This is a genomic window from Methylobacterium sp. GXF4 (assembly GCF_000272495.1).
GTDB lineage: Bacteria > Pseudomonadota > Alphaproteobacteria > Rhizobiales > Beijerinckiaceae > Methylobacterium > Methylobacterium brachiatum.
In genome coordinates, this window is sequence record NZ_AKFK01000019.1 from 1 (window position 1) to 15,205 (window position 15,205).

Here is a 15,205-nt window from a genome sequence, read left to right on the forward strand (position 1 = left end):
GCGAGAAGTTCGTGGAGATCGTCTACGTCACCGCGACCGCCAAGATCCAGAAGTTCGAGGAGAACAGGCGCGGGGACCTGATCAGGATCAGGGCTCTCACCGCGCCCACGGTCCGGCCAACGATCAGCGCTGTCGAGATCTCGAACAGCGGTGACAAGGTCCGGCTGACCGTCGAAGTCACCGTGGGCGGAACATTCATGGACAAATTCCTGCACCGTTGCTGAGGCGCGCTGCCCGAACTCCCTGATCAAGAGCGTCAGCACGTGATCACCGACGCGGCCTCGGGGAGGATGCATGGCTCCCGGCCGAGCGCCGTCGGACCCAGAATGAACGCGAGCCGCGCCGATCGCTACATAAACGTTTATCGGATGGACGCTCGGCGGGGCCGTTCCGGTCAAGGTTCGTCCATAGTCGTGGGTGACTGGCACCGTCGAGAACTCCGAGCCGAAGTTCACCGCCGATACGCGCCTACAGTCATGCCGAAGATGAGAGACGCCCAGAGCCGGATCGGTGGCTGAAGGGTCGAAGGGAACGTCGCGACCAACGCCGAAAATATCAGGGGCTCGGAATTCGGGAAGGACGAGGGCGGCACTACCTTAGCGGACCGCCGCTGGCGCGCTGCCCGAACTACGTGATCACCTGCGCGGATACGAGGTGAAGAGGCTCCCGCGGAGAAGATGGAGTATGTCTGGGACCAGATCGGTTGGGATTGGGTGGTGAAGGCCGACGACATCGCTGAGGAGACGGGCTCGGAGGTCGGGAAATACGTTCCCAAGAAAACCGGTCATCGGTCAGGAAGCTCGACTCCTAGTTCTAACGCGAGAACCGGGAGTTGATGGGGCGCCGCTTCAAGTCTCAAACCAGCCGCCCTGAAGAACCCGCGCCGCGAAGTCACGTGATCGTCGAGACCGCCGACCTCTTGAGGAAATGAAAGATAGGATGGGGCGAAGCTGAAGTTCAGGGCGTGAATCGAGTCAGCGTCAGCCGCCGCTCGCCTGCGCGCGGGCGATCATGGGGCGCAGCGCGGCCAGAAACGGCATCTCAGCAGCGCTGATCGCGTCAAGAAACGAACAGAGCCGAATTGCAGGAGGTGGGCCGCCGTCAGGCCGCGCGAGCAGTCCCGAAACACCGGACCGCGTGAGGAGCGACCACGCGGGCAGAGGCTCGATTTTCATCATCGGCCAGCTTCTGTCACCGCGCCCCACCACAGACAAGATTCCGTCAACCACAAGTCGATATTGCGGGCGAAGACGCATGCCGGTCGGCCGTCGTCTCACGACAGGGCTTAGCCCTTAATCGTTCTTGCAATCAGAGTTCGTGAAGCGTGCCAACGGTCGCGTAGCGAACCCGCATCAGGATTATCGCCCGTGAACTTCACCGTCATCGCCCGCACACAGTCGAGCGAGACTATCTTTCACCACGCCTCACTCCTGAATGCGATCTCTCAGGGCATGAGCCTGAGCGCCTCAGGCAACGCCGATGTGCGGATTGCAGATGGGGACGGCCTTTCGAGGACACCTGCGGAATTGTTCCGGCGCATGTTCGGCGGAAGCAGCGTCGAGAGAGCTTGCAACCCTGCGACCTCGTCTATTGTTGAACCTATCGCCGCGTAGAACGTCTGCCGTTCGGCAGGGCGCCTGATCATGGGCAACTATGACAACACACCGACTGTCGTCGTTGTCCTCGTGCCGATCAGAGGCGGCCTGCTGATGATCCGTCGCGGTGTTGCAGACGGGCATGGCGAACTCGCGCTGCCCGGCGGCTATCAGATGCGCGGAGAGACATGGCAGGAGGCAGGCGCGCGTGAGGTCTTCGAGGAAACCGGCGTGCGCATCCAGGCCAATCGCCTGAGGCTGCTTACAGTCGTGACGACACCAGATCGACGGCAGAATCTGCTGTTTGGGCAAGCGCCGCCCGTCGAACATGAAGGCTCGTTCGCCCACGATGGCGAAGTGCTGGAGGTGGTCGTAATCCACGAGCCGGGGTGCACCGCCTTTCCTCTGCACGACGAGATGGTCGAACGCTTTTTCCAGCGTTAGCAGGCGGCGACAGCCAACGACTTGAGCGGCTGACCCGTAGCGCAATTTCCGACTGGCAGTTGTCCCATCACTGGTTTCTGAAGCTGTTCTGCAACGCCTGCTGCGCCAGAAGCGAGACCGCCATACGCCCTCCCCAACTCCCGCCGAATCGTTCGCCATGTTTGGCACGAAGCTGCGCCAAAACGGCTGCCCGGACGCGTTCGTGATTTAGTTCGACGTGGCGCCGCCAGAGCGCTTGCTCGACGGCCCGATGGTACTCAGCGCGAACATCCAACAGCGGCAAGCGTGCTTCACGACGTAGAACCTGCCGTCGTAGAAGATCCGAGAAGATCGCCCCGCGGTCGATCTTCGGCAGAGTGTTCTGCATGCCGCCGAACGCCTTCATCCTAACGGCCGATGTTTCCACTGAAGCGAATGAAATCTGAACCTCGTTCAGAGCAAGTACGTTGCCTGACAACGGCAACAAGCCATCTACGCAATAGACCGCAGCGTCTCGCCGAGAGGTATGTTCTCGATTTCAGCTCGATATCATGTTATTGATAGATAATGCCGCTACCCCAAGATGCTGATCTGATCACTCGGGATAGAAGGCCACCGGCCAGACCTTACACCGGCTGGGCACTCGATCGCGTAGTTGATCTCGATCGAGATACGCCGGGACTACTGGCGGCAAGTTTCTGCTTCGGAGCACAGAGGCGGCAGGCGATGTTTCTCGTCTTGGCGCTGGTCGAGATCCTCGGCATCGACGAGATCGCAAGCCACCTGCGTTCGTCAGCGATCACGCCAAAATTTGGAGACGCGACTCCTTCGATGGTTGTCGGCAGGACCATTCTTCAGGTTCGCCGACCTCGCGATCTGGTCCGCAGCATTCTTGCAGGACCGCCTGTCGGACTCCTCGGTGTTCTTCGTCGCCTTGGGCCGGATCCGGTTGGTGAACCTCGCATCTACTACGAATGCGCTCGCATGCATCTGTCCAAGGATCCGGCTGATCGGCGGCGTGTTCGGGTCCTGGGTCAGATCGCCGGTAATCTTGTCGGTGCGCAGATCCAAGTCGTTGATGCCCTGGACCCGCTGCTGCTTCATCCGGCCCTCGTCGGGCGGCTCTACGAGCTTCGTCAGGTCGCAGAGATCCACGCTGCGCTCTCCTACATCCGGGCGAGATGTTCCGGCGCCACCGACGATGCAATTCGGGCCAGCCTTGGCAGGCTCAAGCCGGGCGGACACCGAAGTGATTTCGTGAAAGCCTGGGCTGCGCGCTTCGATCGACCCGCGGTCGAATTTGACCTGCGTGGCGACTCAACGATGATCGTGCTGGACAGTGCTGCGGCGCTCGTTGACGCTGGGAAACGTTTTCGAAACTGCCTTTCGGACAAGATCAACGAAGTTTTCCTCGGGGTTTACGTCTTCGTTGAGTTCAAGGGCGGTAGCATTGCAAGTCCGGGTCTGATCGCAGAACTCAGGAATACAAGTCGTGGTTTCGTGTTGGAGGCCGTGTACGCCCCCGGAAATCGACGTGTTCATCCCCACCGGGCGCAGATCGCGCGCAAAAGGCTTGCCGCCCTTGGCGTCGCTGTACTAACGCATGCGCCAGGAGATCAGGAACAAGTTATCGCTACGGCGAAACTGCTAAACGAGCATGGCCTTGTCGAGCAAGATAATGCCGGGGGTTGGGGCGTCGAAATGCTGGAGGTTGATGAAGATCTCCAGCAGATCCTGGACGGGGCAGCCTGACGTGGACGCCTCCGCCTACTACCAAGGCGATGTCCTCGCAACGCTTTCGGCCCGCCGTTGACCCCACCGAACGCGATCGAACTCTTCATCTTGAAGACACCGGGCTGGGTCCTGCGTCTCGGGCTGGCGGTGACGATGCTCATCGTGTTGACGACCCTGCCACTGATGGTTGCTGGGCCGGTGATGTGGATCCTGGCCTCGCGCTACATTCGGCTGACCGAGATCGTGGTCGAGGAACTTCGCGAGCAGTGTCACGCGCGTCAGCGACTGGAAGAATATCGTGGGGATCACGCCGTCCGGCTGGCCGAGCGTGAGGCCCGGATCACAGCGCTAGAAGTAGATCTCGCCCAGGCTCGGCTGGCTTCCACGACACTTTCGGAAACTGAAGAAGATCGTCTCTATCGGAGGGTCGGGCTGCATCCCCAGGCGCCCGAATTCCTTGTGCATGCCGCACGCCGAATTTACCGAATTCAGCTTCACCCGGACCGGCATCGCCACCACGCCCCACAGGCACATCAGCGATATCTCCGCGCTGAAGCGACCTTCGAAGACATTGCAAGGCTTCGGCGATAGGCCGAACGGCGCGCAGCCGACGCTGGGCTGCCTCACGGTATGACTGCCGGGTGATGTCGTCTGGTTCGAGCCGATCCAGAAACCTCGCTCGGGGTGATGGCCGCGCCGGTTCGGAAGAGGCCAGCGTCGAGACCGATGGTGAACCCCATAATGGCCACGAACAGCCCGATGACCACGAAGGAGAGGGCGAGCCCGGCAGCGAGCGCCGCCGGACCGAACCTATGCTCTGAGGCCGCCGCGCCGATCACCAGCGGCGGCAACGGCAGCACGCAGGGGGACATCACCGAGACGATGCCAGCGACGAAGGCGAGGCCCAGAGTCGGGACAATGATGGCTTAGATCGCCTTGTCGAGGAGCGACGCGACCGCCTCGGGCTTGGTCTCGCCTGCCGAGCGCCCAGTCTCCCTGGAGCCCTTATAGGTGATGAGCGTGCTCTGCATCGTCGCGCCGAATTGCTTCACCACGTCCTTACGGCTGTCGAAATCGACATCGAACACCTGGAGGTCCTTGAACTTGGGTTCGGCCTCCAGCTTCGAGAGGATCGGCTTCTGCGCCGCGCAGGTGGTGCACCACGGGGCGGTGATGTGCACGAGGATCGGCTTGCCCGCCTTCTGAGCCGCCTCGAACGCGGCGGGCGTGTAGGTTATCTCGGCGGCGATCGCACCAGTGCCGAACAGCATGGGGGCGACGGCGAAGGCGGCGAGCAGGATGCGGCGGGCCGACATGAGTGTAGATCTCCGTGATTGGGTTTGGGGCGAGGAAACGAGGGCTAGTTCGACGCCTGAGTAATGGCGCGGTCGGCGTTCACGCGGGCTGACCAGTCCTTGGCGCTGTCCTGGCCCTTGAGGTCGATAAGCCGGGCACCGCTGACATCGACGTTCTTGAAGTCCGCGCCCGCGACCGTGGCCCCGGTCAGGTTCGCTCCGGACAGGTCCGAGCCCATCAGCACTACGTCCGTGAGGTTCGCATCCTTGAGGTCAGCGTATTCCAGGCGCGATCGCCCGAGATTGGCACCCTTCAGGTTCGCGCCCGATAGGTTCACCGAGGTGAACACTGCCCGCATCAGGCCCATGGACTGGTTCTTGATGTCCGCGCCTCCCTTGAGGTCGGCCAGCGTCGCGCCGCCCATGTTCGCGCCCTTGAAGTCGCCGATCGGCATGGACCGGCTGAGGTCAGCGCCACTGAGGTTGGCGTCTCGCGCCGTGATGCCGAACATCTTCGCGTCCGCGAGCTTGGCGCCGGACAGGTCGGCCTTGATGAACCACGCCTGTTCGAGGTTCGCGCCGCTGAGGTCGGCGCCACGCAGGTTGGCCTTGTTCAGGCGCGCCGTCCGCAGGTTGACACCTCGCAGGTTCAGTCCTGACAGGTCTAGTCCCGACAGAGACTTGTCGTGCAGATCGACGGGCTTGCCGTCAGCGGCCTTGATCATCGCCTCGACATCGGCGCGGCTCATCTCGGCCTTGGTCATGGCGGGCGAGGACATGTCAGCCCCAAGCAACAGATCCTGTTCGGCGGCGGCCGGACCGGCGGCGAGGGCGGCCAGCATGAAGCTCAGGAAGAGGCGGCGCATCGGTTCACTCCCGGCGGGGCTGCACATGGGTGGCACCCGTATCGTGTTCGTTATGTCGCGATGCTATGCCGGATCGCTGCAACCGGTCGGTGACCCAGGTCACACAAGTCCGGCGCGGCGGGAGAAAAACGCAACGCGAGCCGGACGATCAGCCCGTCGTCATGGCCGGGGGGGACGACGCCAGCCATGACGGATGCCCAGAAAGTCGAGCGATGGATCGACCGGTTTCCGCTGCTCCAAGCGCTCAGTCCGGCGCATCTTCAGATCGCGCGCGGAACCGTGCACTTCCCGGTGCTGGATCAAGGCGCCATCGCCTACGACCTAGATGGCGAATGCGCCAACTACTTGATGTGCCTGGAGGGGCGCACGCGGATCTTCCGCATGTCGGAGGGCGGGCGTGAAGTTCTTATCTACAAGGTCGGCCCAGGGGGCACCTGCGCTCTGACCACGCAGTGCCTCCTGTCCGGCGGCACCTTCCCGGCGCAGAGCGTGGCCGAGGAGCGCACCGAACTGGCGGCGCTGCCGGTGAGCACGTTCCAGCATCTGATGGGCGACAGCGCCGCCTTCCGCAGCTTCGTCATGGACGACTACACGCGGCTGATGTCCGGCCTGTTCACGCTGATCGACGAGGTCGCGTTCGCCCCGCTGAAGCAGCGCCTGGCCCAACGTCTCCTGGCCGAGGCCGATCCACGGGGTGTCGTCGCCGTGACCCATCAGAAGCTCGCGGACGATGTCGGCAGCGTGCGCGAGGTGGTGAGCCGCATCCTGGCGCAATGGGCCGAGGCGGGTTTGATCGAGCTACGTCGCGGCGCGGTCGAGATTGTGGAACGGACGAGCTTGGCTGCCGCTGGTAGGCGGTGAACTGCGGCACCCTCAGGGTCTGCTATGGGGCGAAGGGCTAAAGTCCGCTCCCCACCCCGAGCCGGAATTGCCGGACGGCCGACGAAGGACCGCTTGTGGGATGCGCCCCGGCCTGCCGCAACTCAGATATCGGTGGCCTGTCCGGCATTGTCCCATTCGAGGTGCGGAACACCGGTCTCAGCGAATATCACCATCGCCGTAAGCGCGGTGGCGACGAGGCAGGCACAACATCCAACAATCACAACCATCCGCCATATCCCTCAACCTTCGGTTGAATATCTCGGAACGTGGTTAGCGAATGGTTAAGCTTGATTGGTGACGTGACAGCATCCTGGCTGCCCGGTCACCTTCATGCACGGGGTGCAGGTGTAGTTTCGTATGCCGCTCCTGAACCAGCCGGGCGATGGCTAGAAATCACCAACTTGACCATTCAAATTGAACCGGTCATCATTGAACCATCTTAAGTGAACCGATGGATGAAGGATGCACGTCCGGGCCTACATGCGCGCGTCAGCCGTCCACCAGAATGCCGAGCGTGCCCGCGGTGCTCTTGAGGATTTCGCCCACGAGCGTGGCCTGCGCATTGCCGCATGGTATGTCGAGAACGAGTCGGGCGCGAAGCTCGCCCGGCCCGAACTTTTTCGCCTGTTGCGAGATGCGCATCCCGGCGACGTGTTGCTGATCGAGCAGGTGGACCGGCTGTCGCGTCTCACCGCCGACGACTGGGAGACCTTGAAGGTCGAGATCTCGAACCGACACGTGCGGGTGGTAGCGCTTGACCTTCCGACATCCTGGTCGATGATCTCCCAGAACACGGACGAGTTCACCACCCGCATGTTCGCCGCCATCAACGCCATGCTTCTCGATATGTTGGCGGCGATCTCCCGGAAGGACTTCGAGGACCGGAGACGGCGTCAGGCTCAAGGACAGGCCAAGGCGAAGGCCGAAGGCCGGTACAAGGGGCGGCTTGAAGACGTGGCGCGCAATACCGGGATTTCCAAGATGCTGTCAGCCGGGATCTCGTGGACCTCGATCACCGCTGCAACGGGTGCAAGCCGAGCGACAATCGCGAAGGTGGCCAAGCGCGTTCGCGAACGCGGCGATCAAGCGGCACCCGTTTTAGGGGGTGGTCGCATCATGGCACCCTGAGGAGCCGGTGAACGGCGGTACTGTACCCTGGTCGCCGACCCGACCGAGTATCGGATCTCTGAGGCCATCCTGCGCCTGGATCGAGATTGGTGGACGAGTGGCCGGAGCGATATTCGGGTCGGCGACGGCATCGCGATCTGGAAGACGCGCGGTGGCAAGGGTGCCGGGAGGGGCGTGATCCTGATGCCCATGCCTACCTCGATCGCCGTCGTCGGTGAACAAGTCTCGGATCTTCATGCTCTCGAAGCCGATTACAAGGGCAAGCTGAGCAGCCAATCCGACAGCACCGGCAGCACCCCGTTCGCTCCACCGAGCTTCTCGTCGAGGTCGTCGAGGTCGGTGATCTCTACGTGGGTGGAGATGGGACGGTGCAATTCGCCCCGGCGCCATACGGCTCTCACCGACGCAGTCCAGGCGGGGGCGTAGGGGTAGTGGATCTCGTAGACCCAGGTGCTGGCGTCCGCGGGCACGCCGTAGCGGTTGCCGATGAGGCTCGCGGTGACGCAGTTCACGTCGCAGGTCCAGACGCGCTTCTCACTCTTGATCGGGTCCATACGGCTGAGTAGGCGGTAAATAATGAGGCGCTCAGCGTCGCCAATATTGTAAGCCATCGTAAAATAGTCCTTCTGCGTCCGTGATGGAGACGCTTGAAAATCCCGCAATATTTAGAAGGAAATTGCGATGAAAATGTACGGCGTTAACTTGGTGCCGGTGTTCATGGAGCTACGTCGCCTCGGGCTGATCGAGAGCGAGCGGCGATTCGGACCATGGATCGGGCGGGGACCTGACTACTACCGCGACCACGGTCGAGCGGATGGCTATGCGCGGGTGGCGCCGCGGACGGCGTTGCGGCTGCGTCGGCAGCTACAAGATCTCGCGCGACGCCTCCCGCCGGGGCTGCGCAGTGAGGTTGAGGCCATCAGCAAGCGGCTTGAGCGCGATGCAACGGTCGCGACCATGCTGGCGCGGTGATCGGATCGATCAAGAAGCAGAGGTTGGAGCGTCACCGCGCCCGCCCAGGTGGGCGAGAACGCGACGCGCGATCCGCACGAGACCATCGAAGGTGATGATTTCGATCCGGTGCAGGTGCGCATTGGTGCGCTTGAGCGCCTCCATCTGCTTCTCGTCCCCATCCCGGCCGATCACGATCCGCGCCGTGACCTTGTAGGCGTCGATCGTGAATTTGCGCAGCACGAGGTCGCGCGTGCCGTCCACGTCGGCGATGTAGTTCTGGACTTGGGCGATCACTCTGGTGAGGTCCGCCTTCTGATAGAACACGTCGTGCGCCTTATCGTAGGCGAAGAGTGGATCGCCGCCCAAGGCCGTCTTGATCTCGACGAGTTCCAAGCGGTCGTCTGCCGTGCGCGTGAGTAGAAAGTCCTGCTGCTGACGCACGGTGATCGTCCGGTTCGGCAGGAGGCGGGCGTACTCCGAGCCGAACATCCACGGGTTGGCCGCGAGCAATGACTGGAACGCGCTCTCGGCCGCGTCGGTGGCGACGAGACGTTCAAGGTCGGCCACAGCCGCTTCGTAGACGGCGAGGTTCAGCGCGCTGGCGGCGCGGGTGAGGAAATCGCGGTGCGCTGCCGAGTGCTCCAGCACAGCGCGCAGCACGTTCGGCCGGTCGGTGGTCTGCCGAAGCAAAGCCAGGAGCGCTTCTCCCTGCATGTAATCCGTTGGATCAAGTCCAGGCTCTGCCGAAGGCTGCTCTTGATCCCCCTGAACGGGGCTGATGTTTACGGTGAACGTTCCGCGGCGGGGATCGTCTGGTAGAGAGCGGGCCGCTGCAACAAAATCAACGAGCGCCTGCACCTCGTTACCCTCTAGCGTGATGGTGTGCTTCCCATCCTCCGCGTAGACGCCTTTGCTCTTTCTCCAAGTCTTGATGGTCAGCGCTTCGTGGTGGGCCTGCCCTGTATGGCGGTCGCGTGGAACGGTCCGTATTGCCGTTTAACGCGAGAGCGGGCGTTCCGCGAGAACGATTTCCTGCTTCGAGTGTAGGTCTGGCTTTATTGGCTCATCATGGCGGGTCACGGTAATCTTCATGGCCTCACCCTCGCGCCGTCTCCTCGGTGATCGCGGCAGTCCACAGGCACCCCTGCAAGCTCTCAGCGAAGTCGTCCGGGATTTCTCCCCAGTGACCAAGAATGGTCACCCCCTCCAATTCGCCGGTCTCGTCGTCGGCCACGACCTTCAAGGCCGCCGCCCCCGGCATCCGTTTGGCGAGGTTCTCGGCCTCCTTCGGTCTGCGTGGCGGGGGGCGCGCCAAGGTTTAGGCGCACGCCTTACCGTTCGGCAGCACCACTTCGTTATAGGTGCTCTTGTAGGTCTGGCCGCCCCGTACCGGCCAGGGCACGCTCGCCTTGAATGTGAACTGGTTACTCGCGCTACCGACCAGCCGCATCACGTTGCTGCCGAACATCGCAGGGTACGGGACACTCACCTCGGCCAGCACGTAGCGCATCCCCGCCAACTGGAAGCCTTCCGGCACCTTCAGGTCGGTCGCCGTCCCAACCGCCCGCGCCGTACCGTTATTAGTAGCGTAGCTTGAACACACGCGCGGCTGCTGACCGGCGCCATCGATGGTCACACCAAGTACGCTGACCACGATCCTGGCTGCACTGTTGGGGTACGGCGTGAGCACGAGTTTGGCCGACGCCAGGATGTCGGTCATCGTCGCCGACGCCATCGTGGCCTGGGTGTCCCCCTGGGAGGTGAGATCCGCCACTGCACGCGCTAGGAGGGTGACCTTGCGGTAGTGGTCGATCGCCCGCCCGAACTCCGTCACACCGAACAGCAACGCCAGCATGACCGGGAGGATCAACGCGAACTCGATCGCCGATACGCCGCGATCGTCATCCCGGAAGCTTGACACCGCCCGTCCGTGCTGGCTCATCCCGTGCATCAACCGCCTCCCCTCCGGTTCAGCAACCCTGCCCCGACGACGTGTCGTAGGGCTCGGTTCGAAACACAGCCGTGGATTGCAGCAGCCGCGCGCCATCGCTGAAGCCGGGTAGCCCCGCGTAGAGAAAGCTGAATGCCACGCGGTACTTGACTGCCGCGGTGAAGACCACGATCGCCCCCGGCTGCGCGCAGGCGTAGCTCTTGCCGAAGCCCTTGGCCCAGTCGCCGGACTTCGTGTCCAGCGGCGTCGGCACAGTGCCGTTGGCGAAAGAGTTGCTCAGGGCGACATTCAGCTTCAACGTGTTGCAGTCGAACACGGTGGCGACACGCGACGTGCTCGTGCCGCACATGGCGGTCTTGATGTTGGCAAGGAGGGTGCTGGCGTCGGTCTGCCCGGTGTTCGCAGTCTGGAACTGGCCCGTGTAGATCGTCCGACCGGCGCGCTGAAGTGCGTCGTCTAGGTTCCGTGTTGCCCAGACCATCAGCGTGGTCTGTAAGATTACCGCGAGCAGGGACAGAAACGGCAACGCTACCAGCGCGAACTCGACCGCAGTCGCACCATCCTCCGTATGCACCAACCGAGCGATAGCCGAACATGGGGCTGACGAAAGTGGGCGACCAGGAAGATTTCGGCGACGGGGCATTCGAAGCACTCGGAATAAGTTGTATGCTACGACGTTGGGCACGCTTCGGAGGTTTATTCGACGATCCGAAGCTTCTTGTCGGAGACTTTCACGAGCGTCGGGCAGGAGACGATGACACGAATATCGTCGTAGTCGCGGTCACTGCCCGCGTTTGGCGGGCGATCCTCCCACCCGTAGTACATGTACTTCCCGTCGCTACAACTCGTTGTCGCGGTGGCGGGATTATGCGTCGTATGGCTGTTGGGCAGGATGCCGCCACTCGATTTGTTCTTGCACTGGTTGGAGTTGTCGCAGACAATTGTCTCTAAGATTGGATTGGCGTTCATATCAAGAGAAGTCAGGTTGCCACTCGCGTAGACGCGATAGCCCTTCATGCTCATCGACTGGATGCGGAGTCCGGTGTCGATGGTGGTGTCGGTATAGTATTGATAGATCTCCTGGTTCTTGTCGTCCCAGGCCGAGCGCGTGTCGCGAGCATTGCGGACATTGCGCAGCATGTAGCTCGGTGCTTCGTTGGCTCCGCAGACCGGCATGGCGTTCTTCGAGTAGTCGGTTGGCGGGCTGCCATTATCGGCGACGGCGACCATGCCTCGACGCCCCTTGTCGGCTTCAGCCTGCCTCTTCGGGTCAGACGAGTAGCAATAAATATAGATCCGGTTGTAGTCCGCGGCCTCAGGCGAAAGCTGGCTGACCGTTGGTGGGGCGGTCTGGTAGACCGGCGCGACACGATTGACGGTGGTCGCGGTACTGACCGTGATCTGCCGGGGCATGCCGGGCAGAAGGTGTAGCAAGCTGGTCTTCAGAGTCGTCGAAATCGTCACTCGATAGTTCGAGCCATCGATCCACGTGCCGTTGACCTGGAAGCCGCTGGACGTGTTGACCGCGCCGAGTCGAGACGTGAGTTGAGCACTGGCAAGGCGTAGACCCTCGGTCGCGGCTGCAACTGTATCCGCGTTGGCGACAAGCAGCGCGGTGGCATCAGCGATGCTGGACTCGACGGCGCGAATGCGCACGGCGTTGCCGTAGTCGATGGCGAGCCCCCCGGCACCGAGAAGCACGGGTAGGCTGAAGCCGAAGATCACCACGACGTTGCCGGTGTCACACCTTCTGAGAGACGCCAGCCTGTCCGTGATCACCCGTCGCATGGATACCTCCCAGCGCGACCGATCCTCGAAACCGAGTGGGCGTCACTGATTGTAGGTACACATATGCGTGATCAGTCTTAAGGATGAGTTGCATGCCGTATAAGCTCTAATTGCACCAGTGGAAGTCTTGTGCTGGTCTAAATGTTGGTTAAATATTGCTAAAATAATCTGATCATCGCAGGCCCTTGGAACCGGCAGTCCGCCGGTTTCGTCGTCGGCCACGACCTTCGAGGTCGCCGCCCGCGGCACCCGTTTGGCGAGGTTCTCTGCCTTCTTGATCACGGACATGCCGCTATGCTCGGAAGAGGAGCGCTTGGCCCAAGCCCGCAATTGGATGCTAATCGCGACTGCGCAGCCAAGATGTGGTTCGGACCTACTCGGCCGCCGCTTGTACGAGGACCAGAAGGCGGCGGCGCATCTCTGGATCGCTGATGCGGCGGTAGGCGTTCAGCAGCGTCGCGCACTCACCGTCGAGATCGGCATCCTTCGCCATAACAACAGCGTCTGGCGCAGTCGGTGCTTCATACAGCGCCGCTGGTGCCATCTGAAGTGCCTCGGCAATGCGCCCGACGAGCCGCCTCGTCCCCGTGGGCGGCGATGGCGGCGAGCCGGGGCCAACAATGTCTTCCCGCGCCTCGTCCTCTAGGGACGGAAACACGGGCGGTATCTTCCATCCCATTGGTCCTCTCGTATGGTAGCACGAGACATCTCCCGACTTTGATCCTAGCACAGGTTGCAATTGGAGCGACAGTGGGTACACTTTTTAGTTGCTAACAATGCTTCGCCTACTGATTTGTGCACTGCATCAAGCGCGACCGCAGACAATTGGCGAATTCAAGACGATGGCAGGGGGTGGTGGGTGCCGAAGCTCAAGCTCATTGATGGAAAAACCTGTCCTACGGCGTTCCAACAAGCTCTCGACACCATCGAGGTCGCTGGATCCTGGGACTGGAATATTCCTTCTGATTTAGTGCGCGCCGACACATTCGTAGCATTGCTGTTTAATGTCGATCCAGGAGAGGCCAGCGTTGGTCTGCCTTTGTCTGCCTACATCGACGGCATACACCGAGACGACCGAGAGCACGTTCACGCCTTGATCCGTCGCTGCATTGACGAGGACAGCCCCTTCGTTGCCGAGTACCGGGTGCTCTCAGCCGATGGCGTCACGCGGTGGGTGCTTGACCGCGGACACATCATCCGGGATGCAACAGGACGCCCGGTACGCGGGCGCGGCGTTATCGTTGATATTACCCGATCCCGGACGGGCAGGTTCACCTCGACAGAGGACGCACCGGATCTTTTCGTGCCACCCCTAGAGCGAGCCGCCGACCTCATCATCGACGCCCAGAAACTTATCATCGAGTCGCAGGACCCAGCGCTGAAGGCCCATATCGACGTGCTCCTGCTCGCGCTGGGACGCAAGATCGCCCAGCAGGAGGTTTACGAGCGGCGCAAGCACATGAATTGAGCATCGATGCGTTCGGCCCTGCCGCAGAACCTGACGACTGGATGCGGCTCAGGATTGGATAGACCGACATCTCAGCACGAAGTGGGTTGGCCCATAGCGGCAGAAGGTCATGGCACCACTTATGTTGGTGGCGCCGGTTGATTTCCATCTTATGATAGGCTCGGCGTGGTTCTACCCTCTGGCATACCGCGCTTGTGAGACACCTTGTGCTCCCGCCTTATCTCGGGCGGTGAGACCCATGCCTCGCTACTTCTTCGACATCAACGACGGGCACAACGAACGCGACGAAGTTGGCTTTGAGTGTGGCGACCTTCAGGCAGCCGTGCTGCATGCCAAGCAAGCCCTCCCTGAGATCGCGTCCCACGAGGTTCCGAAGGACGGCGAGCGCCAAGCCATCACGGTGCTGGTGAGGGATGAGGATGGCCACGCCGTCTACCTAGCGGCTCTGACATATACAGGGACATGGCTGACTCGCGCGGAGGCGAAGTAGTTAGGGCAGGGGCACGATCCGCTAGAAGGCGATGCACCACGGCCGGATCCTACGGGTCTCCGCACACTCTGTCGGTAGACTATGCCTCGGACCTTTTTCGAAGGTAGGGTCTTACCAGGGGATGAGCCAGCCACCTGCTTCTCCAAAGCCTTACGCCCTCGTCGTGGATGACGACGGGATGATCCGTATGGACGCGCTAGACATCCTGGAGGAGGCGGGCTTTCGAACCTTCGAGGCCAGCGACGGTGACGCGGCTATGGTGATCCTCGCTGAGCACCACGCCTCAATCGTCCTGCTGTTCACCGACGTTCAGATGCCCGGCTCGCGTAATGGCTTTGCCGTCGCTCGCGAGACTGCCCGCCGGTGGCCTCACATCGCCATCGTGGTGGCGTCGGGGCAGGTTCACCCTGGACCAGACGACATGCCTACGGGGGCACGCTTCATCGGCAAGCCGTTCACTGCCGGTATGGTCCACGACCATGTCAAGGAAATCCTGCCGGACGGACAGAAGCCCGAGCCGCTACGCGACTAGGAGCCAACACCCGTGCAGGCCCTGGCTCTGGCCGACGAGATCCTGCGCTAAACCAGCAGCACGGCCATGGCCGCGGACCAATTTTTCGTTTTGACTCAG

At 62.0% G+C, this 15,205-nt stretch carries 21 protein-coding genes and 2 pseudogenes; 11 read left to right on the top strand and 12 right to left on the bottom strand.

Going from position 1 to position 15,205, the window contains the following annotated elements; all coding sequences use genetic code 11:
* Nucleotides 1–224 (top strand): hypothetical protein (locus tag WYO_RS03070; protein ID WP_007558947.1); only part of this gene is annotated, 224 nt, incomplete at its 5' end.
* A 756-nt stretch (nucleotides 225–980) separates the two neighbouring features.
* Here WYO_RS03070 and WYO_RS30675 read toward each other — a convergent pair.
* A complete protein-coding gene (locus WYO_RS30675; protein ID WP_128754932.1) occupies nucleotides 981–1,178 on the bottom strand; it encodes a hypothetical protein in 198 nt (65 codons plus the stop codon).
* Nucleotides 1,179–1,367: 189 nt separating this feature from the next.
* Between WYO_RS30675 and WYO_RS29610 the strand changes: the two genes are divergently transcribed.
* The gene (locus tag WYO_RS29610; protein WP_081496919.1) at nucleotides 1,368–1,613 is read left to right on the top strand and encodes a hypothetical protein; all 246 of its coding nucleotides are present in this window, start codon (nucleotides 1,368–1,370) and stop codon (nucleotides 1,611–1,613) included.
* Between the two features lie 30 nt (nucleotides 1,614–1,643).
* Nucleotides 1,644–2,039, top strand: coding sequence for an NUDIX domain-containing protein (locus WYO_RS03075; RefSeq protein WP_007558948.1), 396 nt, complete (start codon nucleotides 1,644–1,646; stop codon nucleotides 2,037–2,039).
* 67 nt (nucleotides 2,040–2,106) lie between these two features.
* Here the strand turns inward: WYO_RS03075 and WYO_RS30680 are convergent, their stop codons facing one another.
* Entirely contained in the window at nucleotides 2,107–2,424 is a 318-nt protein-coding gene (locus tag WYO_RS30680) for a hypothetical protein (RefSeq protein WP_128754933.1), read from the bottom strand.
* Nucleotides 2,425–2,744: 320 nt separating this feature from the next.
* On the opposite strand from WYO_RS30680, the gene WYO_RS29615 reads away from it, so the two are divergent.
* Both WYO_RS29615 and WYO_RS30685 read left to right on the top strand, forming a co-directional pair.
* Nucleotides 2,745–3,770 carry a hypothetical protein gene (locus WYO_RS29615; protein WP_244424035.1) on the top strand — a complete coding sequence of 342 codons (1,026 nt, stop codon included), beginning with the start codon at nucleotides 2,745–2,747 and terminating at the stop codon, nucleotides 3,768–3,770.
* A 57-nt stretch (nucleotides 3,771–3,827) separates the two neighbouring features.
* Nucleotides 3,828–4,343: a hypothetical protein gene (locus WYO_RS30685; RefSeq protein WP_128754934.1), complete on the top strand. Its 516-nt coding sequence runs from the start codon at nucleotides 3,828–3,830 to the stop codon at nucleotides 4,341–4,343.
* A 95-nt stretch (nucleotides 4,344–4,438) separates the two neighbouring features.
* On the opposite strand, the pseudogene WYO_RS29620 reads toward WYO_RS30685, so the two are convergent.
* The 3 genes and pseudogenes from WYO_RS29620 to WYO_RS03100 all read right to left on the bottom strand — a co-directional run.
* Nucleotides 4,439–4,672, bottom strand: a pseudogene (locus WYO_RS29620) (cytochrome c biogenesis protein CcdA); the annotation flags it as partial.
* Nucleotides 4,673–4,678: 6 nt separating this feature from the next.
* Entirely contained in the window at nucleotides 4,679–5,068 is a 390-nt protein-coding gene (locus WYO_RS03095) for a thioredoxin family protein (protein ID WP_007558954.1), read from the bottom strand.
* A 44-nt stretch (nucleotides 5,069–5,112) separates the two neighbouring features.
* On the bottom strand, nucleotides 5,113–5,913 hold the full coding sequence (locus WYO_RS03100) for a pentapeptide repeat-containing protein (protein WP_007558956.1): 801 nt from the start codon (nucleotides 5,911–5,913) through the stop codon (nucleotides 5,113–5,115).
* Nucleotides 5,914–6,099: 186 nt separating this feature from the next.
* On the opposite strand from WYO_RS03100, the gene WYO_RS03105 reads away from it, so the two are divergent.
* Both WYO_RS03105 and WYO_RS03110 read left to right on the top strand, forming a co-directional pair.
* A complete protein-coding gene (locus WYO_RS03105) occupies nucleotides 6,100–6,774 on the top strand; it encodes a Crp/Fnr family transcriptional regulator (protein ID WP_007558958.1) in 675 nt (224 codons plus the stop codon).
* Between the two features lie 483 nt (nucleotides 6,775–7,257).
* Nucleotides 7,258–7,923, top strand: a complete 666-nt coding sequence (locus tag WYO_RS03110) for a recombinase family protein (RefSeq protein ID WP_007558961.1) — start codon at nucleotides 7,258–7,260, stop codon at nucleotides 7,921–7,923.
* Between the two features lie 251 nt (nucleotides 7,924–8,174).
* Here the strand turns inward: WYO_RS03110 and WYO_RS03115 are convergent, their stop codons facing one another.
* On the bottom strand, nucleotides 8,175–8,534 hold the full coding sequence (locus tag WYO_RS03115; RefSeq protein ID WP_007558963.1) for a hypothetical protein: 360 nt from the start codon (nucleotides 8,532–8,534) through the stop codon (nucleotides 8,175–8,177).
* 70 nt (nucleotides 8,535–8,604) lie between these two features.
* Between WYO_RS03115 and WYO_RS03120 the strand changes: the two genes are divergently transcribed.
* Complete coding sequence (locus WYO_RS03120) at nucleotides 8,605–8,895, top strand: hypothetical protein (RefSeq protein WP_007558965.1); 291 nt, start codon at nucleotides 8,605–8,607, stop codon at nucleotides 8,893–8,895.
* 9 nt (nucleotides 8,896–8,904) lie between these two features.
* Here the strand turns inward: WYO_RS03120 and WYO_RS03125 are convergent, their stop codons facing one another.
* The 6 genes and pseudogenes from WYO_RS03125 to WYO_RS30690 form a co-directional block, all read right to left on the bottom strand.
* Nucleotides 8,905–9,735: a Shedu anti-phage system protein SduA domain-containing protein gene (locus tag WYO_RS03125; RefSeq protein WP_128754935.1), complete on the bottom strand. Its 831-nt coding sequence runs from the start codon at nucleotides 9,733–9,735 to the stop codon at nucleotides 8,905–8,907.
* Nucleotides 9,736–9,973: 238 nt separating this feature from the next.
* Nucleotides 9,974–10,165: pseudogene (locus WYO_RS03130) on the bottom strand (hypothetical protein); the annotation flags it as partial.
* Nucleotides 10,166–10,195: 30 nt separating this feature from the next.
* The gene (locus tag WYO_RS03135; RefSeq protein WP_007558969.1) at nucleotides 10,196–10,828 is read right to left on the bottom strand and encodes a TadE/TadG family type IV pilus assembly protein; all 633 of its coding nucleotides are present in this window, start codon (nucleotides 10,826–10,828) and stop codon (nucleotides 10,196–10,198) included.
* A gap of 19 nt (nucleotides 10,829–10,847) precedes the next feature.
* Nucleotides 10,848–11,402 carry a TadE/TadG family type IV pilus assembly protein gene (locus WYO_RS03140; RefSeq protein WP_007558972.1) on the bottom strand — a complete coding sequence of 185 codons (555 nt, stop codon included), beginning with the start codon at nucleotides 11,400–11,402 and terminating at the stop codon, nucleotides 10,848–10,850.
* A gap of 122 nt (nucleotides 11,403–11,524) precedes the next feature.
* The gene (locus WYO_RS03145; protein WP_007558974.1) at nucleotides 11,525–12,616 is read right to left on the bottom strand and encodes a TadE/TadG family type IV pilus assembly protein; all 1,092 of its coding nucleotides are present in this window, start codon (nucleotides 12,614–12,616) and stop codon (nucleotides 11,525–11,527) included.
* A gap of 42 nt (nucleotides 12,617–12,658) precedes the next feature.
* A complete protein-coding gene (locus tag WYO_RS30690) occupies nucleotides 12,659–12,904 on the bottom strand; it encodes a hypothetical protein (protein WP_007558976.1) in 246 nt (81 codons plus the stop codon).
* Nucleotides 12,905–13,475: 571 nt separating this feature from the next.
* Between WYO_RS30690 and WYO_RS03150 the strand changes: the two genes are divergently transcribed.
* The 3 genes from WYO_RS03150 (at nucleotide 13,476) to WYO_RS03160 (ending at nucleotide 15,106) form a co-directional block, all read left to right on the top strand.
* Nucleotides 13,476–14,084, top strand: coding sequence for a PAS domain-containing protein (locus WYO_RS03150; protein WP_039902081.1), 609 nt, complete (start codon nucleotides 13,476–13,478; stop codon nucleotides 14,082–14,084).
* Between the two features lie 238 nt (nucleotides 14,085–14,322).
* Nucleotides 14,323–14,574: a hypothetical protein gene (locus tag WYO_RS03155; protein ID WP_007558981.1), complete on the top strand. Its 252-nt coding sequence runs from the start codon at nucleotides 14,323–14,325 to the stop codon at nucleotides 14,572–14,574.
* Between the two features lie 121 nt (nucleotides 14,575–14,695).
* The gene (locus WYO_RS03160; protein WP_039902084.1) at nucleotides 14,696–15,106 is read left to right on the top strand and encodes a response regulator; all 411 of its coding nucleotides are present in this window, start codon (nucleotides 14,696–14,698) and stop codon (nucleotides 15,104–15,106) included.
* The last annotated feature ends 99 nt before the right edge of the window (nucleotides 15,107–15,205 follow it).